Consider the following 23,000-nt stretch of genomic DNA (forward strand, 5'->3'; position numbering starts at 1 on the left):
TTGCATAATCATGCAGGAGGGTGCATACTTTTCCTGTGTCCAAGGTGCTTACTTCTTTGCCGGTCGGTGAGCGGGTCGGGATTGCCTTCTCGGGTGGTCTCGACACGTCGGTTGCGGTTGCGTGGATGCGGGACAAGGGTGCGATCCCGTGCACGTACACCGCTGATCTCGGGCAGTACGACGAGCCCGACATCGGGTCGGTCCCCGGCCGCGCGACGGCGTACGGGGCCGAGATCACCCGGCTCGTGGACTGCCGCGCCGCGCTCGTCGAGGAAGGGCTCGCGGCGCTGGCCTGCGGCGCGTTCCACATCCGGTCCGGCGGGCGGACGTACTTCAACACCACCCCGATCGGGCGGGCGGTGACCGGCACCCTGCTGGTCAAGGCGATGCTCGACGACGACGTCCAGATCTGGGGCGACGGCTCGACCTTCAAGGGCAACGACATCGAGCGGTTCTACCGCTACGGCCTGCTCGCGAACCCGCAGCTGCGGATCTACAAGCCGTGGCTGGACGCGCAGTTCGTGCACGAGCTCGGCGGCCGGAAGGAGATGTCCGAGTGGCTGGTCACGCACGGCCTGCCGTACCGGGACAGCACCGAGAAGGCGTACTCCACCGACGCGAACATCTGGGGCGCCACCCACGAGGCGAAGACCCTCGAGCACCTCGACACCGGGGTGGAGACGGTCGATCCGATCATGGGCGTCGCGCACTGGGACCCGTCCGTGGAGATCGCCGCCGAGGACGTCACCATCGGGTTCGTGCAGGGCCGGCCGGTGACGATCAACGGCAAGGAGTTCGGTACGGCGGTCGACCTCGTCCTGGAGGCGAACGCGATCGGCGGCCGGCACGGGCTCGGCATGTCGGACCAGATCGAGAACCGGGTCATCGAGGCCAAGTCCCGCGGGATCTACGAGGCGCCCGGGATGGCGCTGCTGCACGCGGCGTACGAGCGGCTGGTGAACGCAATCCACAACGAGGACACCCTCGCGAGCTACCACACCGAGGGCCGGAAGCTCGGACGGCTGATGTACGAAGGTCGTTGGCTCGACCCACAAGCGCTGATGATCCGGGAGTCGCTGCAGCGGTGGGTCGGTACGGCGGTGACCGGTGAGGTCACGCTCCGGCTCCGGCGCGGCGAGGACTACTCGATCATCGACACCACCGGGCCCGCGCTGAGCTACCACCCGGACAAGCTGTCGATGGAGCGGATCGAGGACTCGGCGTTCGGCCCGGTCGACCGGATCGGCCAGCTGACCATGCGGAACCTGGACATTGCGGACTCCCGCGCGAAGCTGGAGCAGTACGCCGGACTCGGGATGTTCGGCTCGTCCAACCCCGCGCTCGCGTCGTCCACGGAACTGATCGGCGAACTCCCCAAGGGCGGCGCCGAAGCCATCGCCTCCCGCGGCGAGGCCACCGAGGAAGACGAACTCCTCGACCGCGCCGCGATGGAATCCGGCACCGACTGACCCGCACCCCGCCCCACCACTCGGCGCCCACCGCTCGGCGCTCGCCCATCCCCATTTGGCTGGCTCACCAGCGATATCGGGGGTTCCGCACCCTGATTGAGGGTGAGGAACCCCCGATGTCATGGGTCAGCCAGGCAAATTCGTGGGTCAGCCAGGCAAATGGGGTTGGGGCGAGGGGCGGGGGTGTTCGGGCTGGGGCGGCCGGGGCGGTGGAGGGGCGGAGGTCAGCCGCGTGTGTGGGGTTGGGGGCGGTTGGGTCTGGTGCGGTCGGCTGGTTTTGTGGTGGGGGTGTCGGGGGTGCTCGTGGCAGTTCGGGACTCGGGGCGGCGGCCGGGTGGGGTGACGCCGGCGGCGGCATGGCGCTGGGTTTCCGCGAGCTGGTGGACGAAGCGGGCTCGGTTGATGGCGCCGCCGAGCACCAGGCCGACCTCGCCGCCGGCCTCCTGAGCCACCTTCTCGTACTCTCCGCGGAGCAGCCGGTCCGCGCCCTTGCCGACCAGCTCGCCGAGCCGGCTGTCGGCGGCCTGCACCGTCAGTCTTGCGTCGATCCTCTTGGCGGTGACGAGAGCGGCCTGCTCGGCGACCGCCGACCGCTCCTCGGCGGGTAACGCGTCGAAGTGAGTGCTCCTGCTCATGTTCGCCTCGACGGCCGTCTGCAGACGGTGCCCGGGAGCCGCGGCTGACATCTGCTCCACGACCTCGTCCGTCGGCCGGCCGTAGGGACCGAATTCGCGGCCGACCGCCTCGAGAAACGCGGGCCGCATCGACTCCTCGACGGTCGCGACGAACTCCCGTTCCTCGGTCGTGATCGGACGTGGCACAGGGAAGCGTTCGGTCATGCGCGGGAGTGAACCAGCTCGCGGGGTCAGGCGTCGAAGTCGAGCGTCACTGTGGGCGTGGTCGGGTGGGACTGGCAGGTGAGGACGTAGCCGGCGCGGATTTCGTCGGGCTCGAGCGCCCAGTTCGTGTCCATTCGGACGGTGCCGTCGAGGACCTTGGCCCGGCAGGTGCCGCACACGCCGCCCTTGCAGGCGAACGGTGCGTCGGACCGTACGGCGAGGGTCGCGTCCAGCACCGCCTTCGAGTGCTCCCCCAGCGGGAACGTCGACCGGCGGCCGTCGAGGATCACCGTCACCTGGGCCGCGTCCTCGTCGATGGCCGTCTCCTCGACCGGCGTCTTCGGAGCCTCGTCGCCGACGTGGAAGAGCTCGGCGTGCACATGCTCGCGCGCCACGCCCTCGGACAGCAGCAGTTCCTGCGCGCCGACGACCATCGCGTACGGGCCGCACAGGAACCACTCGTCGACGGAGTCCAGCGGGAGGATCGTCGCGAACATCCGCCGCAGCCGGTCCGCGTCGATGCGGCCGCTGAAGAGCTCCACCTCGGTCGTCTCGCGCGACAACACGTGCACGAGGTGCAGGCGCTCGGCGTACCGGTCCTTCAGGTCTGCCAGCTCGTCGGCGAACATCACCGAACCCGCGGTCCGGTTGCCGTACAGCAACGTCACCCGGCTGGACGGTTCGATCGCGAGCACCGTCGCGACGAGCGACAGCACGGGCGTGATTCCGCTGCCCGCGGCAACGAACGCGTAGTGCTTCGCGTTCGCGGCGTCGAACGTCGTACCGAAGCGGCCGAGCGGGGTCATCACCTCGAGTTCGTCGCCGACCTTCAGGTCCTTGGCGGCGTACGACGAGAACTCGCCGCCGGGGAGCCGCTTCACGCCGATCCGCAGCACGCCCGATCCCGCGGGCGAGCAGATCGAGTAGCTGCGACGTACCTCTTCTCCGGCGCGGCGGATCGTCAGGTGCTGGCCAGCGGTGAACTCGTACGCGTCCGCGAGGTCCGGTGGTACGGCGAAGGTGATCGCGACCGAGTCGTCGGTGACGGACTCGATCGCGGCGACCTTCAACGAGTGGAAGGTCGCGCGGCGGCGGGGGGCGATTGTCGTCGTCATCTAGATCGCCTTGAAGTGATCGAAGGGTTCGCGGCAGGAATTGCAGCGCCACAGGGATTTGCAGGACGTGGAGCCGAAGCGGCTGAGTTCGGACGTGTTGGGCGAGCCGCACAACGGGCAGCGAACGCTCAACTGCAGCAGGACCGGTCCGGTGCTGGATGGCGGGGCGATGCCGTACTCGGTCAGCTTGGTCTTGCCCGCGTCGGTCATCCAGTCGGTTGTCCAGGCCGGCGACAGGACCGTCTCGACCCGTCCGTGGACGTGCAGCGACTGCAGGGTCAGTTCGACCTCGTGGCGGATCAGGTCCATGGCGGGACAGCCGGAGTACGTCGGGGTGATCGTCACGACGACCTCGTCACCCTCGTGCCGGACGCCGCGCAGTACGCCGAGGTCCGCGATCGTGAGGACCGGCACCTCCGGATCCGCGACCTCGCCGACGGCCTCGAAGATCGCTTCGTCGGTCACCATGTCGCACCCGGGTGGGATCTCGCGACGTGCTGCAGCTCGGCCAGCAGATAACCCATGTGTTCGGTATGACGACCCGACCGACCACCGGAGTGCTGGTACGAGGACGAAGGCCGCTCACACGTTGACTCGTCGATCACGGCCAGCACGCGGTCGCTCCACGCGTCGTGCAAGGTCGACGGGTCGACCGCGGCATCCAGCCGCTGCACCAACGCGTCGGACTCGAAGAGCTCCGCGGTGTAGGGCCACAGCGCGTCCAGCCCGGCCTGCATCCGCCGATGGCTCTCCTCGGTCCCGTCGCCCAGCCGCAGCACCCACTGCGTCGCATGGTCGACGTGGTACGCGACCTCCTTGACCGCCTTCCCCGCCACGCCCGCGAGCGTCTCGTCGGCACACGACCGGAGCTCGTCGTACAGCAGATGCTGGTACGTCGCGAAGTACAGCAACCGTGCCATCGCGAAACCGAAGTCGCCGTTCGGCAGCTCGCACAGCTGCACGTTCAGGAACTCGCGCTCGTCCCGGAAGTACGCGAGGTCGTCCTCGGTGCGGCCGTCGAGCGAGCCGGCGTACTGCAGCAGGGAGCGCGCCTGTCCGAGCTGGTCGAGCGCAATGTTGCCGAGCGCAACGTCTTCCTCGAGCTGCGGCGCGGCCGCGATCCACTCGCCGGTGCGCTGCGCGGAGACCAGCGCGTCGTCACCAAGGCGGAGTACGTACTTGGACAAATCCGCGGCGAAGAGGTCGCTCACAGGTGCTCGACACCTTCCGGGACCTCGTAGAACGTCGGGTGCCGGTACACCTTGTCGCCGGCCGGGTCGAAGAACTCGTCTTTCTCGTCCGGCGAGGACGCGGTGATGTCGGACGCCCGCACCACCCAGATCGACACGCCCTCCTGCCGGCGCGTGTAGACGTCCCGCGCGTTCCGCAACGCCATCGTCGCGTCGGGCGCATGCAGACTGCCGACATGCGTGTGCGACAGCCCGCGGCGCGATCGGACGAAGACCTCCCACAGTGGCTCGATCATGCGGCGCGAGCCTCCTTCTTCGCGGCATAGGCGGCCGCCGCCTCGCGCACCCAGGCGCCGTCCTCGTGCGCCTTCACGCGATGGGACAGCCGCTGCTGGTTGCACGGGCCGTTGCCCTTCACCACGTCGTAAAGCTCGGTGTAGTCGGGCTCGGTGAACCGGTAGTGCCCGTCCTCGTAGACCAGGCCATCGTCAGGGACCCGCAGCCCGAGTACGTCGGCCTGCGGCACGGTCATGTCCACGAACCGCTGCCGCAGCTCGTCGTTGCTGTGCCGCTTGATCCCCCACGCCATCGACTGCTCCGAATGCGTCGACGCCGCGTCCGGCGGGCCGAACATCATCAGCGACGGCCACCACCAGCGATCCAGCGCATCCTGAGCCATGGCCTTCTGCTCGAGAGTGCCCTGCGACAGCGTGTGCAGGATCTCGAACCCCTGCCGCTGGTGGAACGACTCCTCCTTGCAGACCCGGACCATGGCCCGCGCGTACGGCCCGTACGAGCAGCGGCAGAGCGGGACCTGGTTGACGATCGCGGCGCCGTCGACCAGCCAGCCGATCGCGCCGATGTCGGCCCAGGTCAGCGTCGGGTAGTTGAAGATGCTGGAGTACTTCTGCTTCCCGCTGTGCAGCAGGTCGAGCAGGTCCGCGCGGTCCACGCCGAGCGTCTCCGCGGCGGCGTACAGGTACAGACCGTGGCCGGCCTCGTCCTGCACCTTCGCCATCAGGATCGCCTTGCGGCGCAGCGACGGCGCGCGGCTGATCCAGTTGCCCTCGGGCTGCATGCCGATGATCTCGGAGTGCGCGTGCTGCGCGATCTGCCGGATCAGGGTCTTGCGGTACCCGTCCGGCATCGCGTCCCGCGGCTCGATCCGGCCGTCGGCGTCGATGGTCGCCTGGAAGTCCATACCGACAGCATATGTGACACTTTTTCTCAGAATCAACAACAGGTGTCACAAAGGTGGTCGTAGCCCTACCCCGGGAGTGGGTTCAGGACGCTGGGTGCGGCGGCCCGCGGCCGGGAGGATCGAAGCAACAGTTCAAGACCTAAACAGTTTTGGAGATCCTCCCGTGACTACAACTGTCGCCCCGGCCGTCGACCATCGCGGACCGGTCACCGGTAAGGAACGTGCGCTCGCACCCGACCTGATCCGCGGCGCGATGCTGCTGCTGATCGGCCTGGCGAACAGCGCCAACTTCGCGTTCGCCGGCCAGCCCGGCGTGGAGAGCGCGCCGCACGGCTTCGAACGCATCCTGAACCTCCTCAAACTCACCTTCGTCGACGCCCGGGCCTATCCGGTGTTCGCGGTGATGTTCGGCTACGGCCTCGTGCAGCTGTTCCGGCGGCAGCGCTCCTCGGGCGCCACCCCCGGCGCCGTCCGGCGGATCCTGCTCAAGCGCAACGCCTGGCTGATCGGCTTCGGTCTCGTCCACGCGACGCTGCTGTACTTCGGCGACTTCCTCGGTGCGTACGGCGTCGTCGGCATCATCTGCACGCTGTTCCTACTGAACCGCGGCGACAAGTTCCACCGGATCGTGCTCGCGATCTGGGCGTTGATGGCCGTCGAGGTCCTCTTCATCGGAGCCCGCGCCGCGCTCGCCGTCGTCAACAGCTCCGGCCCGGCGCACGCGCTGACGAACTCCCCGAACCCATCGCTGGCCGCATCGTCGTACCTGGGCAGCATGGTCGACCGGCTGCACGAGTACCCACTGCACACCGCGAGCGTCATCCCCTTCATCATGATCGTCTGGCTCGGTATCTGGGCCGCCCGCAAGCAGATCCTGGAGAACCCGGGCGCCCACAAGACCCTCCTCACGCGAGTGGCCGTCGGCGGTCTCGGCATCACCGTTGTGGGCGGCCTGCCGCTGGCACTGGTCGGAGCCGGCTGGATGCACGTCGACAAGAGCGCGGTGGACGCGTTGAGCCTGCTGTCCCACGTGTCCGGCATGTTCGGCGGCCCTGGGTACGTCGCTCTGTTCGGCCTGCTCGTCCTGCGGATCCGCACGCTGTCGCTGCCGGTCCGCGCGATCTCCGCGCTGGGTCAGCGGTCGCTGTCCGGGTACCTGTTCCAGTCGGTCTCGTGGATGATCCTGCTGGCCCCGTTCGCGCTGGACCTGCGGTTCGGAAGTACGGCGTACACCGCGGCGCTGGTCGCGATCGGCGTCTGGGTCGTCTCGGTCGCCGGGGCGTACGCGATGAGCCGGCGTTCGTACCGCGGCCCGGCCGAGACCCTGCTGCGCAAGCTCGTCTACTGACTTGGGAGGATGGCGGTCATGAGTGACTTCGGCGTACCGGAACCCGCCAACCTCTCGGATCTGTCAGGCGATACCCCGGTGGCCGAGACGAGTGTTCGCCTCGCACTGCCCGCAGAGGCCAACGAGATCGGCGAGATCCAGGTCGCGGCCTGGCGTACGTCGTACGCCGGGCTGCTGCCGGCCGATGTCCTCGCCGATCTGAACCCCGCGCAGTTCGCGGCGCAGTGGCGGGCCGCGCTGGTCGCTCCGGGCGAGGCGCGGAACCGGGTGATGGTCGCACTGGCCGGCCGGACGCTGGTCGGCTTCGCGGCCATCACACCGTCCGACGACCCGGACGCCGACCCGCAACGCGACGCCCTGATCGCCGAGCTGGCCGTCAGCCCCGAGGCGACCCGCGCCGGCCACGGCTCGCGTCTGCTGAACGCCGTCGTCGACACGATCCGCGCCGACGGTTTCCGCCGGGTCACCGTCTGGGTCAACTCGACCGACGACGTGCTCCGCGCCTTCTACACCGAATCCGGCTGGGGCCCCGACGGCGCCCACCGCGAACTCGACCTCTACGGCGACGAGTCCGTCCGCATCAAGCAGATCCGCCTGCACACCGACCCCGGCACAGAGTAGGTCCGGGGCGGTCAGCGTAGGTCAGGACGCGCGGATCCCGTCCAGCACGATCCGCAGCGTCGTACGCCACTGCGCCTGACCGGCAGTCATCCCCAGCGTCCGCGTCTGCGGGACGACACCGGCCAGTGCGAACGCCACATCGCGGTACGTCAGACCCTGCCGGAGTACGCCGGCCACCTGCAGGCGCCGGACCAGCGCGCGGAACTCCTTGCGGAACTCGTCGATGCGGCCGGACAGCGCAAGCCCGCCCGCACCCCCGAGGGCCTCGTTCAGCCCGCAACTGGTCGCGCGCAGCCGAACGTAGTCCGCGGCGAAGGCACTGAAAGCCGGCCACGGCTCGTCGGCGGCGCGCGCGACCCGGGCGAGCTCGGTCATCTCGTCGATCGCGCCCGCGAGGACAGCCTCGAGCAGCGCCTCGCGGGACGGGACGCGGCGGTAGAACGTGCCGATACCGACCCCTGCCCGCCGGGCGATCTCGTGCGCGGTCACCGCGGTCCCGACCTCGTCGACCGCGGTCCGGGCCGCCGCCACCAGCCGCTCGACGTTCCGCCGGGCGTCCGCTCGCGGCGCAAGGCCGTCGAGCAACCGGTCCACCACGCTCTCCATGCCCCCAGCCTAACCGGACTTGAGGCGTCCGGTTAGCATCATGGTGAAAGCGGACGGAAGGAGTCCGCTTAGACTGGAGGACGAGCGTGCGCGTCGGAATCATCGGAGCGAGCCCGGACCGGGGCTGGGCGATGCGGGCCCACATCCCGGCGCTGCGGGCCCTCGACGACTTCGAGTTGGTCGCGGTCGGCACCAGCCGGCCCGAGTCCGCACGGCAGGCCGGCGAGGTCTTCGGCGTACCGCTGGCGTTCGCGGACGCGAGCGAGCTCGTCCGGCATCCGGAGGTCGAACTGGTCGTCGTCACGGTCAAGGTGTCCGCACATGCCGAACTCGTGCGGCAGGCGGCTGCGGCCGGCAAGCAGGTGTACTGCGAATGGCCGCTGGCGCTGTCCGCCGACGAGGCGATCGAGCTCGAGCGGATCGCGGGCGGCGTCAGCGCCTTCGTCGGCCTGCAGGCTCGCTACTCGCCCGGTATGGCGTTCGCCCGGGACGAGATCCGGGCCGGCGCGATCGGCCGGATCACCTCGGTGCGACTGAGCAGCACCCGATCCAAGGGTTCCACCGAGGCGGTCCCGGGCTGGACGGCCTACACCTACGACCAGGCAGCAGGCGCCGGACTCGTCCAGGTCCTCGGTGGCCACGCGCTCGATCTCGTCGAGTACATGGCCGGGCCGATCGGCCGGCTCACGGGGCATGCGACCATCCAGCATCCACGGCATGTCGTCGCGGAGACCGGTGAACCGATCGACGTCACCGCGCCCGACACCTTCGACCTGATCGGCGAGCTCGGGAGCGGTGCCGCGGTCTCCGCTCATCTGCACGACGGCGAGGCCGGCGTCCCCGCGAGCCGCCTGGAGATCAGCGGCACCGAGGGATCGCTGGTCGTCGACTCGATTCCGGCCGCCGACCCCTCGGCCACCCAGCTCCAGATCTCCGAGTACGCCGTACGGCGTGACGGCGAGCCGCTCCGGATCCCGGACCGGTACCGCACCACGGCGGACCTGCTCCCGGAGCCCGCGAGCGTGGCGCGGCTCTACCAGCAGATCGCCACCGGCAACGCGCCGACGTTCGGCGCCGGCGTCCGCATCCACCGACTGCTCCAGGCCGCGCTCACCGAATAGCACACGGCGGATCGGCGACAAGCCGGGGGTGGTGTTCGACGCCTCGCGGCGTACATGACAGATTGTCACGGACCGATCACGCGTGGCGACTCGCCTGGAGTTTGCATGAAGTACCTTCCCCTCGCCGTCGGGCTTGGGCTGTCCGTTGCCGCTGTTCTCGTCGTGCCCGGCTCAGGGGCGACCGCGTCGATGCAAGCAGCGACCGTCGTCGACAAGCCGCATCAGGTGGCGAAGAAGTACCTGAAGCAGAAACCGCAGTGGGTCGAGTGTGGTGACGCCGAGCTCCGCACGTACTGCGCGAAGATCACCGTTCCGCGGGACTGGGCCAATCAGTACACAGGGAACGACCTGCAGATCGCGGTCAGCAAGGTTGCACCGGCCAAAGGCAAGCCGACCCGGGTCGTGTTCGGCAACCCCGGCGGGCCCGGCGGCGCCGGGCTCGGGATGGCGCCGTACCTCGCGAGCCAGGCGCCGCTCGCCAAGGACCACCTCGCCGTCGGCTTCGACCCACGCGGCACCGGCGGCAGCTCGAACGTGAGCTGCGACGGCGCCCCCGGCTACACGATGGACGCGCGCGACCGCGATCCCGCGACCCGCGACCTGATCTCCGAGGCCTCGGAGATGACGCAGACGTACTGCGACCAGCAGTCCCGCGGCCTCCTCCCCTACATCACCACCGCGCAGACGGTGCAGGACATGGACCTGATCCGCCGGCTGCTCGGCTTCGACACGATCGACTACATCGGGTACTCCGGCGGCACCTGGCTCGGGGCGTACTACCAGACCTACTTCCCCGAGCACGTCGGCCGCTTCGTGCTGGACTCGAACACGGACTTCACCAAAGGCTGGCTGGACACGTTCGTCAGCCAGCCGCAGGCGTTCGAGCGGCGGTTCCGCGAGGACTTCGCGCCGTGGGCGGCCAAGTACGACGACCAGCTGCGGCTCGGCTCGTCACCGGGTGCGGTCATCCGCCTGTACGAACGGTTACGACGGAGCCTCAAGGAGCGCCCCGCGACCGAGGAGTTCCTGGACGGCGCGGTCAACGTCAGGTACGACGAGAACACCCTCGACCTGATGGTGACCGGGGATATGTACTCGAAGCGCGATTTCCATTCTCTCGCGGCCGACCTGCTCTTTCTCCATGACCTTTCCGCGGCCCAGGTAAAGGGCGGTCCGCGGGCCGCACAACGCCACGTCGACACGCTCTCGAAAACTCGCCAGCAGCAACTCGTGGAACGCGCCGGCCGCTCGCCCGTCGGGCTCCGGACGCTCGGCGAGGACGACGCCGAGGACGCGACGTTCACCGCTGTCACCTGCAACGACACGGCCTGGCCGCAAGGCCGCGAGTACGGCGAACAGCTCGCCGCGCGCCTCGGTCCGCACTTCCCGCTCGTCGGCTGGACGATGACCGAGAACCCCTGCTTCTACTGGGACCGCCCGAACCTGACGATGCCGACACCGACCGGCAAAGGCTTGCCCACAACGCTGATGGTGCAGTCCGTGCACGACCCGGCGACCAGCTACAGCCTCGCCGCGGCAGCTCACAGCCGGTACGCCGGTTCGCGGCTGCTGACCGTCACGGGCGAGGGCGACCACGGCGTGTACGGCGGCGTGAACCACTGCGCCGACCGGATCGTCAACACGTTCCTCACCACCGGGGTCGCGCCGGCCAAGGACGTCAGCTGTGCCGGCGAGGGCATTCCGGCTCCGGAGGCCGTGGAGCCGGACTTCGACGAGACCGAGGGTGCCCCGTTACGGAAGATCGCCGGATTCACCAAAGCCGTTTCCGGATATCTGCCGTAACGAGCGTTTGAAATCCGGCCGGAATTCACCTACGGACCGGCAGTTCGCGGTCACGGTCGGCGAAATCCGGCCGGGGATTTCGTTGTCAGGACAAATTTGTCAGGGCGATGTCAGGGTTCCGTCCCTGTGCGACGCAGCGTGATCACGGCAACCTTGAGGAAGCGCGGAGGACCCGGACGTCGACTGGGAGGGCTCGACGACGGTGACCATCGCCGACGTGGCTTCGGCCGGCTGTGAGGTGGGGGGACTGCCTGGGGGGTCAGACAGAGGACACAGCCGGCCGGGCCACGAATCTGGATCCGCGCCCTCAGATCCCTCGCGGGGCATCGTCGATCCCCCAGGTCGTGGTGCTCCGCGAGGCACGCCCGCTCAGAACCAGTCCCGGCTCCGCTCGGCAGCCGCCGAGCCCGGGTCCGCCGCCGGTTCGCGCGGCGGGTAACCGTCCGCGACCGCGGCCAGCGGCGCCGCGAGCCCGGCCGACCAGGCGGCCCGGAAGGCCCGGCGCTCGAGTGACGCTTCGACCGCGGCTCGCGTGGCCGCGCAACCGGCCTTCTCGATCTCCGGCACCGGCGCGCGGATCACCTCACGAACCCCGTCGGCCGCACCGAGCAGGAACGCGGCGTACTCGCTGCGTTCGCGTTGCTGTGCGACGGCGGCCAGCTCCTCGAGCACACTCGCCGACCGCCACCGGTCCCCCAGATCACGATGCTCGGCCAGGCTTTCGTCGAGCAGGTGGACGGCGCGGTCGGTCAGGCCACGCCGGCGTTCGACGATGCCGAGCTGGTTCAGCGACCAGGCGACGCCCTCGCGGTAACCGAGCCGTTGCGACAGCGCGAGACTCTCCTGCAACAGGTCCTCGGCCTCGACCAGCTCACCGCCGTACTGCGCGATCGCGCCGAGGCTGATCAGTGACCAGGCGAGTCCCTCGCCGTCACCGACGGCCCGGAAGCTGTCCCGGGCCCGCCGGCACCGGCGCGCGCCGACCTCGAGATCGCCGCGGAGCCAGGCCACGAAGCCGAGATGGTTCTGCGCCCAGGCCATCCCGGACCGGTCGCCGACGCTCTCGTACAGGTCGAAGCTCTCGCAGTGCAGGTCCTCGGCCGCCCCGTAGTCGCCGCGTTCGCGGGCGACGCCGCCGAGCCGCTGCAGCACCAACGCGGTACCGGCCTTGTCGCCGAGTTCCTTGTACTGCCGCAGGGCCGTCTGCAGGCGCTCGGTCGCGGCGTCGTACTCGCACTGGAGGAAGGCCAGCGTGCCGGCGCCAAGGTTCGCCTGGGCGCACACCGGCGCGAGCTCCGCGATCCGTTCGGGCGGCACCGAGTCGCCGAGTTGCAAGGCCCGTTCGAGCCACTGACCTCCCTCGGCGTAGTGCCCGCGGAGGTAGCAGAACAGCCACAGCCCACCGGCCAGACGCAGTGCCTCGTCGACCGAGCTGGTCCGCAGTGCCCACGCCATCGCGGCTCGCAGGTTCGGCAGTTCACGGTCCAACCGGTCGAGCCACTCCCCCTGCTCCGGTCCGCGCAGGTGGCTCTGCGAGTCCTCGGCCAAGCCGACGAAGTACTGCGCGTGCCGCTCGGCTGCCTCCTCCGTCTGTCCGGTGGCCCGCAGGCGATCGGCTGCGAACTCCCGGATCACGGCGAGCATGTAGTACCGTGCGACGCCGTCTCGCCTGACCACCCGGATCAGCGACTTGTCGGCCAGCCGCCCGATGAGGTCCAAGGCCTCGACCCGGCTCGCGCCACCGGGCATCACCGCAGCGGCGGCGCCCAGGGTCCAGCCGCCCGCGAACACCGACAGCCGGGCGAACACCTCCCGCTCGGCCTCGCTGAGCAGTGCGTGGCTCCACTCGATCGCGCCGTACATCGACTGCTGGCGAGGTGACGCGGTGCGCGGGCCGCCGGCCAGGATGGTGAACGACGTCTCGAGCTCGTCCGCCAGTTCCTCGATCGTCATCACGTTCGTCCGCGCCGCGGCCAGCTCGATCGCGAGCGGCATACCCTCCAGGCGGCGGACCACGCGCGCGACCTGATCGAGTTCGCCGGTCGGGTCGTAGCCGCGCGCGGTGGCGCGTTCGACGAACAGCCGCACCGCTTCCGACGACGCCACCCGGTCCTCGTCGTGCGGCAGGGCCAGCGCGGGAACGACGTACACACTCTCGCCCGGCAGCCGCAGCAGTTCGCGGCTGGACGCGAGGATCGACAGGTTCGGGCAGTACTCGAGCAGGGTCGAACAGACCTGTCCGACCGTCGCGACCAGGTGTGAGCAGTTGTCGAACACCAGCAGCATCGTGCTCCGGCCGATCTGCTCGGCGATCTCCTCGAGCAGCCGCGTGCTCTCCAGCAGATGCATGCCGATCGACGTGGCGACCAGGGGCGCGACGGCCGCGGGGTCGGTCACCGACGCGAGTGGCACCCAGCAGACGCCGTCGCGAAAGTTGTCCGCCACATCGGCCGCGAGGGCCAGGGTGAGCCGGGTCTTGCCGACCCCGCCCGGACCGGTCAAGGTCAGCAGCCGCGTCAGATGCTGCCCCAGCACGCGCGTCGTCGCGGTCAGCTCGGTCGTCCGCCCGATCAGCTCGTTGGCCGGAACCGGCGGCTGCCGCATCGGCAGGCGTGCAGCTCCCGCCTCCTTGCGCGCCTCCGCGGACAGCAGGGACCGCTCCGGCTCACCGAGCCGCAGGGCGTCCGCGAGCAGCCGCAACGTCTGCGCCCGCGGCGCGCGCCGGCGTCCTCGCTCCAACGCCGCGATCGCGTCGACGCTGAGACCGGCGCGTTCGGCCAACGCTTCCTGCGACAGCCCCGCCTCCCGTCGGTGCCGGCGCAGTAGTCCGCCGAACCCAGCTCCTTGTCCGTCGCCCGTGCCGCGGCGAGATCCGTCTGATGGCACAGGACGGCCCCACCCAGTCTCCGACCTTTACGTGGCGGCTGCCACGTACCAGCGAAAATATCGCGTTCCACACCCGCTTGTCAGTTATCCCGGCGAACTGCCGCGGAACTCATGCGGTCCGATCGTGGTGCGCGATGGCGGTGCGCATCGCCTCCCGGGCCCGTTTCCGGTCCCCCGCGGCGTCGTACGCCGTCGACAGCCGGAACCACACCCGCCAGTCGTCGGGGGCCGCTTCCGCCTCCGACCGGTACCGCCCGAAGGCCTCGTCCGCGGCGGCCCGGTCCACCCGGCCGGACGGCCGGCGCGGCAGATCGTCGACCGGCAGACCGCCGGCCGCCTCCAGTTCGCGGGCCAGCGCCTCGGTCCGGCGCCCGAACTGGATCTCGCGCCAGACCAGGTACGCGCCGATCACCGGGATGACCAGGACCGCGAGGCCGAGCCCGACCGCGACCGGCGTACCGACCTTGACCAGCAGCACGCCCCGCCAGCCGATCAGCACGGCGTACGCGACGAACACGACCGCCAGCACGAAGGCGGTCTGCTTGGCTTTCATGTCAGCTGAGGTCCATGAAGTGCTCGAGTCCGACCGTCAGGCCGGGTGCGCCGCCGATCCGCCGGACGCCGAGCAGGACGCCGGCCATGAACGAGACCCGGGCCATCGAGTCGTGCCGGATCGTCAGCGTCTCGCCCTCGTCGCCGAACAGCACCTCCTGGTGCGCGATCAGGCCGCGCAGCCGGACGCCGTGCACCCGGATCCCGTCGACGTCCGCTCCCCGGGCGCCGTCTAGCGCCGTCGTGGTGGCGTCCGGGATCGGCGCGGACCCCGCCTCGCGGCGCGCGTCCGCGATCAGCTCCGCCGTACGACGCGCCGTGCCGGACGGAGCGTCCACCTTGTCCGGGTGGTGCAGCTCGACGATCTCGACCGACTCGTAGTACGGCGCGGCCTTCGCGGCGAACTGCATCATCAGCACGGCGCCGATCGAGAAGTTCGGCGCGATCAGTACGCCGGTCTCCGGCGACTTCTCCAGGAACCCGCGCAGCGCCGCGAGCCGCTCGTCGTCGAAGCCGGTGGTGCCGACCACCGCGTGGATACCGTGCTCGACGCACCAGGCCAGGTTGTCCATCACGACCTCGGGCCGGGTGAAGTCGACGACGACCTCGGCACCGGCCTCGGTCAGCGCGTCGAGCGTGTCGCCCTGGTCGAGCTGCGCGACCAGCTCACAGTCGGCGGCCTCCTCGACCGCGAGGCACGTCTGAGCGCCCATCCTGCCCTTGGCCCCCAGGACACCGACCTTGATCATGCGACACCTTCCCGTTCGAACGTGGAGAACAGGATCTCATCCGGTGGCTGGGGCGGGTCGCTCGGCCTTGGGGATCCAGATCTCCAGGCCGATCGTCTCGCGGGCGGGCGCCAGCTGCTCGTAGTCGGCGCGGAAGTCCAGCCCGCAGCTGTGCAGGGCGTTGATCTCCAGGTCGGAGATCTCCCGGTTCAGGATGACCAGCGGCGGCCTCGACGGGTGCTCGTGCCGGCAGACCTCCTCGACACCGGCCGCGGTCCGCTCACGTTCCTTCGGGGCGATCCAGGCCTCGCCGAGCGGGCGGCCGCCGAGCATCAGGACCAGGCCGGCCATCTTGTCGTAGGCGAGCATCGGCCGCCCGGGCGGCTCGGTGTACGGACGGAGGTCGGCGGCCAGGCGGCTGAAGTTCTCCTCGGCCGGCTGCGACAGGTACATACCCTCCAGCGCGGGGATCGTCGCGGCCGCGGTCAGTTGCGAGTGGCCGACGGAGCGGTACGGGTACCGGAACAGGCCGGTGTACGCGATCGTCGCGGTCGCGACCAGGGAGCCGGTCAGCACCAGTCCGACCGTCACCCGCGCGACGATCGGGGCCGCCCAGATCCCGGTCAGTACGGCGATCATGACCGCTGCCCACGCGGCGAACGCGTTGAAGCCGATCGTGAAGAGCGGAGTGTTCGTACCGAACGCCTGCACGAGCGGCAGCAGCACGAGCAGCGCCAGAATCACCCAGGTCCGCGTGTTCTCGCGGCTCAACCGCGAGCGGGGCGTGACGCCGGCGCGACCCGCGATCACGGCGCCGGCCGCGGCCACGACTGCGACCAGTACGGCGGCCAGCAGCGTCTCGGCGTACATCGGGATGTGCTGCGAGCCTCCGACCGCGCCGTCGTCGACGACGACCCGCCGGACGGACAGGGCCAGCGCCGCCAGCGCGAAGATCGCGGCGGCGATCCGGATCCGGCGCCAGCGGGCGATGACCGCGACGGCCGTTGCGAGGAGCAGCAGGCCGTGCGCGATCAGTGTCTGACCGATCAGCTTCATCGTGCTCGACCAGTACAGCTGGAGGAGCTCGGCGGGCGAGTACGACGTACCGGCGATGAACCTGTTGACGTCGAGGATCCCCGGCACCGCGACGTTCAGCCGCACCACGAAGAGCTGTACGACGAGCGCGACGACGGCCAGGCCGCCGAGCGCGAAAAGGATGCCGCGGGCAACGGCTCGGCCGCCCTGACCGGCCAGGACGACCACCGCGGTGATCACGATCAGCCCGATCACCACGACCGAGGTCCACTTGGCCAGCACCATCACGCCGATCACCAGGCCGGCGGCGACGAGGATCCAGAACGGAACCGGCGTACCGCGGTCGACCGCGGTCGCCATCCACAACACGCAGGACACCAGCGTGAGCGCACCGAGCAGTACCACATCGTTGTAGCCGGGCGATTGCGGCAGCCAGCTGTAACACATCCCGCCCGCGGCGAGCACGACCATCGTGCCCGCGGCCTCCCACAGGCGGGTCGGCGGCAGCCCAGGTCGCCGCCCGCGCAGCCACCGCATGAAGCTGTACCCGAACAGGACGTGGACGACGACCACCGTGAACAGCCGGAAGAACCGGAGCTTCACGATGTCGTACCCGAACCACTCGAACACCGGGCCGTACAGATACTGCACACCGGTCAGCGCCAGCGGATTGCTGTCCCACCACCGGTACGAGAGCAGGTAGTAGCCCTCGTCGGTGATGTCGAAACCTTCGTTCGCGGCCCGTCCCGCGGTCAGAATCCACCACGCCGCCAGCCCGCCGGCGACGGCGATCACCCCGGCGAGCAGCACGAATCGTCTGCCCGCCGAGGAAATCTTGATCACGGCCGCAACCCTAGGCCATCACCGAAAAGCTATGTTGCGTAGGCGGTTTGCGCATCCTCCGCGAAGTGGCACGAGACGGTCTGGCCGGACTTGATCTCCCGGAGCTCCGGTACGTCGGTACTGCACTTGGCCTCCGCCCGCAGACACCTTGTGTGGAATCGACAACCTGAGGGCGGCAGCACCGGCGACGGCGGGTCTCCGGCCAGCACGATCCGCTGCCGGCCCTGCCGGGCCAGACCCGGCTCGGCGGACAGCAGCGCCTGCGTGTACGGATGCGCGGGTACGTCGTACACGTGCTGGTGCTCGCCCAGCTCGGCGACCTTGCCCAGGTACATGACCGCGACCCGGTCGGAGACATGCCGGACCACGGACAGGTCGTGGGCGACGAAGATGATGCTCAGGCCGAGCTCGCGCTGCAGCCGCATCAACAGGTTCACCACCTGCGCCTGCACCGACAGGTCGAGTGCCGAGACCGGTTCGTCGCAGAGCAGTACGTCGGGGTTCAGCGCGATCGCCCGCGCGATCCCGATCCGCTGCCGCTGGCCGCCGGAGAACTGGTGCGGGAACTTCGTCTCGTCCTCGGGGCGCAGACCGACCAGCTCGAGCAGTTCGCGCACCCGGGACCGGATCTCGACCTTCTTGCCGACGTCCGGGTGCACCTGGAACGGCTCAGCGACGATCTCGCCGACCCGCATCCGCGGGTTCAGGCTGGAGTACGGGTCCTGGAACACCACCTGGACGTTGCGCCGCCAGCGCCGCAGCTCGCGGCCGCGGAGCTTGCTGACGTCCACACCGCCGTACTCGATCCGGCCCGACGTCGGCTTCTCCAGCGCGGCGAGCAGCCGCACGAGCGTCGACTTTCCGCAACCGGACTCCCCGACGATGCCGAGCGACTCGCCCTTGCGCAACGTCAGGTCGACGCCGTCGACCGCGCGGACGATGGTCTTGGCGCCAAAGTTCAGCGCCGGGCTGATGTCGTAGTGCTTCACCACGTTCGTTGCCGTCAGCAACTCGTTCATACGGCCTCCTTCGCGGCCAGCGACGTCCGCCGGATGCACGCGGCATCCCGCCCCGGCGCGACGGTGAGCAACGGCGGCACCTCGGCCGCGCAGTCGTCGATCGCGATCGGGCACCGGGTCCGGAACGCGCAGCCGGACGGGATCGCCCGCAGCGACGGCGGCGTACCGGGGATGGTCGGCAGCTCGCGGCCCTTGAGTTCGGCCGACGGCATCGAGCCCAGCAGGCCTTCGGTGTAAGGATGGACGGGACGTTCGAGGGCCTCCGCGGTCGCGGCCCGCTCGACCACGTGACCGGCGTACATCACCACGACGTTGTCGGCGACGTCCGACACCACGCCGAGGTCGTGCGTGATCAGCACCACGCCCATGTCCCGCTCGGCCTGCAGTTCGGCGATCAGTTCCAGGATCTGCGCCTGCACAGTCACGTCGAGCGCCGTGGTCGGCTCGTCGGCGATCAGTACGTCGGGATCGAGCGCGAGCGCCATCGCCAGCATCACGCGCTGCCGCATCCCGCCGGAGAACTCGTGCGGGTAGTCGCCGACGCGTTTCGCCGCGGCCGGGATCCGTACCTGGTCGAGCATCTCCGCGGCCTTCTTCAGAGCGTCCCGCTTCGACATCCCGCGGTGCACCCGGAAGCACTCGGCGATCTGGGTCCCGACCGACTGCACCGGGTTCAGCGCCGACAGCGAGTCCTGGAACACCATCGTGATCCGGTCGCCGACGATCCGGCGCCGCTCCCTGGTGGTCATCTGGATCAGGTCCGCGCCGCGGTACTCCGCCGTACCGGACACGATCCGGCCCGGCGGCATCTCCAGGATCCCGGTCAGCGCCTGCGTCGAGACGCTCTTCCCGGACCCGGACTCGCCGAGGATCGCCAGCATCTCCCCCGCCCGCACCTGCCAGGACACCCCGTCCACGGCCCGCACCGGACCCCGCGGCGTGTCGAACTCCACGGTCAGATCGTCGACCTTGAGCAGTACTTCGCCAGTAGCAGTCATCGCATGAGTTTCGGGTCGAGGGCGTCCCGGATGGAGTCGCCGATGATCATGAACGAGATCGTCATCGTGGAGATGAACAACGCCGGCCAGATGAACAGGTGCGGGGTGTCCCGGTACGACGCCGCGACGCCGAACTGCGAGCCCCAGGAGATCGACGGCGGTTGCAGCCCGACCCCGAGGAACGTCAGCGCGGCCTCGAGCCCGACCATGCCGCCGATGCCGAGCGTGGTCATCGCCAGCAGCGGCGCCATCGCGTTCGGGAACACGTGTTTGCGCAGGATCCGCACCGGCGGTACGCCGATCGACCGGGCCGCGAGCACGTACTCGCGGTTACGGACCGAGAAGACCGTGGCCCGCATCAGCCGCATCCCGCCCGGCCAGCCGATCAGCAGGATGACGCCGACGATGATCCAGATGCTCCGGTTCGCGACCGAGTTCAGGATCACGATCAGCACCACGATGCCGGGGATCGAGAACAGCACGTCGGCGGTCCGCGAGATCAGGCCGTCCACGAAGCCCGGGAAGTACCCGGCCAGCAGGCCGAGCGAGCCCGCCAGCACGAACACTCCGAAACTCGCGCAGATACTGACCAGCACCGACGGCCGCGCGCCGTAGATGACGTTCGCGAAGTAGTCGCAGCCCTGGATGTCGAACCCGAACGGGTGTCCCGGACCGCGTCCCTGGCGGCTCTTGGCCAGCTCGCAGAACCGCGGATCGGCGGACGTGAACAGCTTCGGCACCGCCGCCATCGCGAAGAACACCAGCAACAGCAGGCTGCACAGGACGAACTGCGGTTTGCGCAGCAGCGCCCGGAGCAGTTCGCGGTTGGACAAGGTACGACCGTCGCCGAGCTCCTGTGCTTCGGCACCGACCACTGCTTGGACATCAGACATTGCGCACCCTCGGATCCAGGACGCCGTACAGGAGGTCGATCAGCAGGTTGATCAGGATGAACGAGATGAACGCGAGCGTGGACAGCAGCACCACGACACCACCCTCCTTCAGCTTGATCGCCTGGAACATGAACTGGCCGAGCCCCGGCAGGTTGAAGATGCTCTCGGTGATGATCGCGCCGCCGAACATGCCGGCCAGGTCGAGCCCGATGAACGTGACCACCGGCAGCAGCGCGTTCGGCAGGATGTGCCGCCAGAGCACCCGCTGCTCGCCGAGCCCCTTGGCCCGCGCGGTCTTCACGAAGTCGGCGTTCACCGTCTCCACGATCGACGTCCGCAGCAGCCGGGCCAGGCCGGCGAAACCCAGTACGCCGATCACCAGCGCGGGCAGTACGTACGAGCGCGGGAACCCTTCCAGCACACCGGACACCGGGAACCACTTCAGCTCGACCCCGAACAGGTACTGCGCGGCGAAGTACGCCACCAGTCCGGGGACCGCGAGCAGCACGAGCGTGACCAGCAGCAGCGACCGGTCGACCCAGCCGTTGCGCTTGAAACCGGCGTAGATACCGAAGAACAGTCCCAGCGTCCACTGGACGGCGTTCGCCAGCAGCGTCAGCTTCAGCGTCACCGGGATCCGCAGCCGGAGCTGGTCGGCGATGTCCGCGCCCGCGAACGTCGTACCGAAGTGGCCGGTGAGGATGTCCTTCATGCTCAGCAGGTACTGGACGATGAACGGATCGTCCAGGTGGTACTGCGCGCGCTTGGCGGCCAGCACCGCGGCCGGGATCGGCTTGTCACCGGCCAGCTCCCGCAGGGGGTCCCCGGGCATCGCGAAGACGAGCGCGAAGACCCCCAGCGTCACCAGCACACCGATCGGTACCGCCGCCAGTGCGCGGCGCAGGACGAAACGGATCACTTGAACGTGGCCCAGAGGGCCGATACGCCGACGTACTTCGAGACGCGCGGCTCGATCTTGGCCGAGTGCAGGTACGCGTTCGACTTCGTGTACAGCGGGATCAGCGGCATGTCCTCGAGCGCGATGTCCTCGGCCTGCTGGTACAGCTTGATCGCCTTCTCCGGGTCCGGCTCGGCGTCGCCCTTGGCCAGTACGGCGTCCAGCGCCGGGTTGGAGTACTGGGCGAAGTTGGCGTCACCGTTGGACTTGAACATCGGCGTCAGGTAGTCCTCGATCGACGGGTAGTCGTGACCCCAGCCGCTGAAGCGCAGCCCGTCCAGCTTGTGGGAGTCCGCGAGCTCGGTGATCTCCGAACCCTGCTTGCCGGTGTACTTCACCTGCAGGCCGAGGTTCTGGCGGAGCATGTTGCCGATCGCCTCGGCGAAGATCTGGCCGGTCGCCGACGTGGTGTTGTAGTTGATGTTCAACGTCCCGGAGAAACCGCCGGCCTCCTGCAGCAGTTGCTTGGCCTTGGTCGCGTCGAAATCGCAATACTTGCAGGCGTTGTCGCGGTACCCGGCCATATCCGGCGCGACCAGGCCCTTGGCGGGCTCGGACAGCCCGACGAGGTCTGCGAACGCCTTCCGGTCGATCGCCTCCGAGAACGCGTGCCGCAGCTTCGGGTTCTTGAACCGCGGGTCCCAGGCCGGGATCACCAGGTAGTTCGCACCGGAGCTGATGCTCGTCACCCACTGGTCCGGGGCATCGGTCTTGAAGCTCTTCACCTTGGTCGACGGTACGTCGACGAAGTCCACGTTGCCGGCCAGGAACTCGTTGTACGCCGTGTCCGCGTTCGGAATGAACCGGTACGTGATCTCGTCGGCCTGCGGTACCGGCGAGCCCTTGTAGCCGTCCCACTTGGCCAGCTTGATGTCGTCACCGGCATTCCAGTCGGCGGCGAGCTTGAACGGGCCGTTCCCGATCGGCTTGCGCTTGTACGCGTCCGGGTTCTTCCGCACCTCTTCGGGCAGCGGCGCGAGACCGAGGTACTGCAGGGTCAGGCCGAACTGCGAGAACGGGACCTTGAGCTTCACCGAGAAGGTCAGGTCGTCGATCTGCTTGAGTCCGCTGAGCGTCTTCACCGCGGTCGGCTTCGGCGTGGCGCCGTCCGGGGTCGGCGGGTTCAGGGCGTCGTACCCGTCGACCTTGGAGAAGAAACCGTTGTTCTTCCAGGCGTTCGAGCCCATCGCGGTCATGTTCCAGCTGTCCACGTAGTCCTTCGCGGTCAGCGGCTGGCCGTTCTGGAAGGTGTTGCCGGCCTTCAGCTTGATCGTCCAGGTCTGGCTGGTCTTGTCCGGCGTGACCGAGTCGGCCATCACGTTCTGCAGCTTGCCGGTCTCCGGGTCCGTGGTCACCAGCGGGGCGAACATCGCCATCGCGACCTGGATGCCCGGACTGCCGTTCTCGTTCAGCGGGTTGATGTACTCCAGCGGGTCGGCAGCGATCGCGATGACCTCGCTCTTGCTGCCGGAGCCGCTGCCGGAGCCGCTGCTCTTGCCGTCTCCACACGAGGCGAGCACCAGAGCTAGTCCGAGTGCCACCCCCACTACCCCAGTCAGACGTCGCACGGTCAAACCAACTTCCTCGGCGGGAGGGCCGCTAGGCGGGCGGATCAAGCGTCATGGTGGCTGGTCGAAACTGCACATGTCAACGTTGTCAGGCGCAAAGCGGCGGCGCGTAACTCAGGCGTTACTTTGCCAAGACCTCAGATGACCAGCACGCGCCGACGGCGCGAGCCCCCACTTAATCAGATCAGTTCCTCAGAGTCATCTGAT

21 protein-coding genes are annotated in these 23,000 nt (G+C 69.1%); 5 read left to right on the top strand and 16 right to left on the bottom strand.

The window, feature by feature from the left end; genetic code table 11:
* Positions 1 to 35 precede the first annotated feature (35 nt).
* Positions 36 to 1,469, top strand: coding sequence for an argininosuccinate synthase (gene argG / locus E0H92_RS16065; protein WP_131467791.1), 1,434 nt, complete (start codon positions 36 to 38; stop codon positions 1,467 to 1,469).
* A gap of 224 nt (positions 1,470 to 1,693) precedes the next feature.
* Here the strand turns inward: argG and E0H92_RS45495 are convergent, their stop codons facing one another.
* The 6 genes from E0H92_RS45495 to paaA are packed head-to-tail and all read right to left on the bottom strand — an operon-like array spanning position 1,694 to position 5,814.
* Complete coding sequence (locus E0H92_RS45495; RefSeq protein WP_131496800.1) at positions 1,694 to 2,308, bottom strand: hypothetical protein; 615 nt, start codon at positions 2,306 to 2,308, stop codon at positions 1,694 to 1,696.
* A gap of 26 nt (positions 2,309 to 2,334) precedes the next feature.
* Positions 2,335 to 3,423: a 1,2-phenylacetyl-CoA epoxidase subunit PaaE gene (gene paaE / locus E0H92_RS16075; protein ID WP_131496801.1), complete on the bottom strand. Its 1,089-nt coding sequence runs from the start codon at positions 3,421 to 3,423 to the stop codon at positions 2,335 to 2,337.
* The gene (gene paaD / locus E0H92_RS16080) at positions 3,424 to 3,891 is read right to left on the bottom strand and encodes a 1,2-phenylacetyl-CoA epoxidase subunit PaaD (protein WP_131496802.1); all 468 of its coding nucleotides are present in this window, start codon (positions 3,889 to 3,891) and stop codon (positions 3,424 to 3,426) included. It lies immediately after the preceding gene.
* Positions 3,885 to 4,634: a 1,2-phenylacetyl-CoA epoxidase subunit PaaC gene (paaC, locus tag E0H92_RS16085; protein WP_131496803.1), complete on the bottom strand. Its 750-nt coding sequence runs from the start codon at positions 4,632 to 4,634 to the stop codon at positions 3,885 to 3,887. The genes paaD and paaC overlap by 7 nt, the downstream gene beginning before the upstream one ends.
* Positions 4,631 to 4,909 (bottom strand): 1,2-phenylacetyl-CoA epoxidase subunit PaaB, encoded by a 279-nt coding sequence (gene paaB / locus E0H92_RS16090; RefSeq protein WP_130379720.1) that lies wholly within the window; start codon positions 4,907 to 4,909, stop codon positions 4,631 to 4,633. Before paaB ends, paaC begins: the two co-directional genes overlap by 4 nt.
* Entirely contained in the window at positions 4,906 to 5,814 is a 909-nt protein-coding gene (gene paaA / locus E0H92_RS16095; RefSeq protein ID WP_131467781.1) for a 1,2-phenylacetyl-CoA epoxidase subunit PaaA, read from the bottom strand. Before paaA ends, paaB begins: the two co-directional genes overlap by 4 nt.
* Positions 5,815 to 5,977: 163 nt before the next feature.
* Between paaA and E0H92_RS16100 the strand changes: the two genes are divergently transcribed.
* Positions 5,978 to 7,162, top strand: a complete 1,185-nt coding sequence (locus E0H92_RS16100; protein WP_238173451.1) for a DUF418 domain-containing protein — start codon at positions 5,978 to 5,980, stop codon at positions 7,160 to 7,162.
* Positions 7,163 to 7,180: 18 nt separating this feature from the next.
* Positions 7,181 to 7,783, top strand: coding sequence for a GNAT family N-acetyltransferase (locus E0H92_RS16105; RefSeq protein ID WP_238173452.1), 603 nt, complete (start codon positions 7,181 to 7,183; stop codon positions 7,781 to 7,783).
* Positions 7,784 to 7,804: 21 nt separating this feature from the next.
* Here E0H92_RS16105 and E0H92_RS16110 read toward each other — a convergent pair whose 3' ends face one another.
* Entirely contained in the window at positions 7,805 to 8,389 is a 585-nt protein-coding gene (locus E0H92_RS16110; protein ID WP_131467777.1) for a TetR/AcrR family transcriptional regulator, read from the bottom strand.
* An 86-nt stretch (positions 8,390 to 8,475) separates the two neighbouring features.
* Between E0H92_RS16110 and E0H92_RS16115 the strand changes: the two genes are divergently transcribed.
* Together E0H92_RS16115 and E0H92_RS16120 are read left to right on the top strand one after the other, a co-directional pair.
* Complete coding sequence (locus E0H92_RS16115; protein WP_131496805.1) at positions 8,476 to 9,510, top strand: Gfo/Idh/MocA family protein; 1,035 nt, start codon at positions 8,476 to 8,478, stop codon at positions 9,508 to 9,510.
* 105 nt (positions 9,511 to 9,615) lie between these two features.
* Positions 9,616 to 11,313 carry an alpha/beta hydrolase gene (locus E0H92_RS16120; protein WP_131496806.1) on the top strand — a complete coding sequence of 566 codons (1,698 nt, stop codon included), beginning with the start codon at positions 9,616 to 9,618 and terminating at the stop codon, positions 11,311 to 11,313.
* A 369-nt stretch (positions 11,314 to 11,682) separates the two neighbouring features.
* Here the strand turns inward: E0H92_RS16120 and E0H92_RS16125 are convergent, their stop codons facing one another.
* From E0H92_RS16125 to E0H92_RS16165, 9 genes are all read right to left on the bottom strand, one after another.
* Positions 11,683 to 14,199: an ATP-binding protein gene (locus E0H92_RS16125; RefSeq protein WP_131496807.1), complete on the bottom strand. Its 2,517-nt coding sequence runs from the start codon at positions 14,197 to 14,199 to the stop codon at positions 11,683 to 11,685.
* 109 nt (positions 14,200 to 14,308) lie between these two features.
* Positions 14,309 to 14,752 carry a hypothetical protein gene (locus E0H92_RS16130; RefSeq protein WP_131496808.1) on the bottom strand — a complete coding sequence of 148 codons (444 nt, stop codon included), beginning with the start codon at positions 14,750 to 14,752 and terminating at the stop codon, positions 14,309 to 14,311.
* 1 nt (position 14,753) lies between these two features.
* Positions 14,754 to 15,500, bottom strand: a complete 747-nt coding sequence (gene dapB, locus E0H92_RS16135; RefSeq protein ID WP_131496809.1) for a 4-hydroxy-tetrahydrodipicolinate reductase — start codon at positions 15,498 to 15,500, stop codon at positions 14,754 to 14,756.
* 36 nt (positions 15,501 to 15,536) lie between these two features.
* Positions 15,537 to 17,357 (bottom strand): hypothetical protein, encoded by a 1,821-nt coding sequence (locus E0H92_RS16140; protein WP_131496810.1) that lies wholly within the window; start codon positions 17,355 to 17,357, stop codon positions 15,537 to 15,539.
* A gap of 29 nt (positions 17,358 to 17,386) precedes the next feature.
* Positions 17,387 to 18,376, bottom strand: a complete 990-nt coding sequence (locus tag E0H92_RS16145) for an ABC transporter ATP-binding protein (RefSeq protein ID WP_131496811.1) — start codon at positions 18,374 to 18,376, stop codon at positions 17,387 to 17,389.
* On the bottom strand, positions 18,373 to 19,374 hold the full coding sequence (locus E0H92_RS16150) for an ABC transporter ATP-binding protein (protein ID WP_131467762.1): 1,002 nt from the start codon (positions 19,372 to 19,374) through the stop codon (positions 18,373 to 18,375). The genes E0H92_RS16145 and E0H92_RS16150 overlap by 4 nt, the downstream gene beginning before the upstream one ends.
* Positions 19,371 to 20,267, bottom strand: coding sequence for an ABC transporter permease (locus E0H92_RS16155; protein WP_131467760.1), 897 nt, complete (start codon positions 20,265 to 20,267; stop codon positions 19,371 to 19,373). Before E0H92_RS16155 ends, E0H92_RS16150 begins: the two co-directional genes overlap by 4 nt.
* On the bottom strand, positions 20,260 to 21,186 hold the full coding sequence (locus tag E0H92_RS16160) for an ABC transporter permease (protein WP_131467758.1): 927 nt from the start codon (positions 21,184 to 21,186) through the stop codon (positions 20,260 to 20,262). Before E0H92_RS16160 ends, E0H92_RS16155 begins: the two co-directional genes overlap by 8 nt.
* Positions 21,183 to 22,766: a peptide ABC transporter substrate-binding protein gene (locus tag E0H92_RS16165; protein ID WP_238153452.1), complete on the bottom strand. Its 1,584-nt coding sequence runs from the start codon at positions 22,764 to 22,766 to the stop codon at positions 21,183 to 21,185. The genes E0H92_RS16160 and E0H92_RS16165 overlap by 4 nt, the downstream gene beginning before the upstream one ends.
* Positions 22,767 to 23,000 lie beyond the last annotated feature (234 nt).

It is taken from the genome of Kribbella speibonae (assembly GCF_004331375.1).
Lineage (GTDB): Bacteria > Actinomycetota > Actinomycetes > Propionibacteriales > Kribbellaceae > Kribbella > Kribbella sindirgiensis.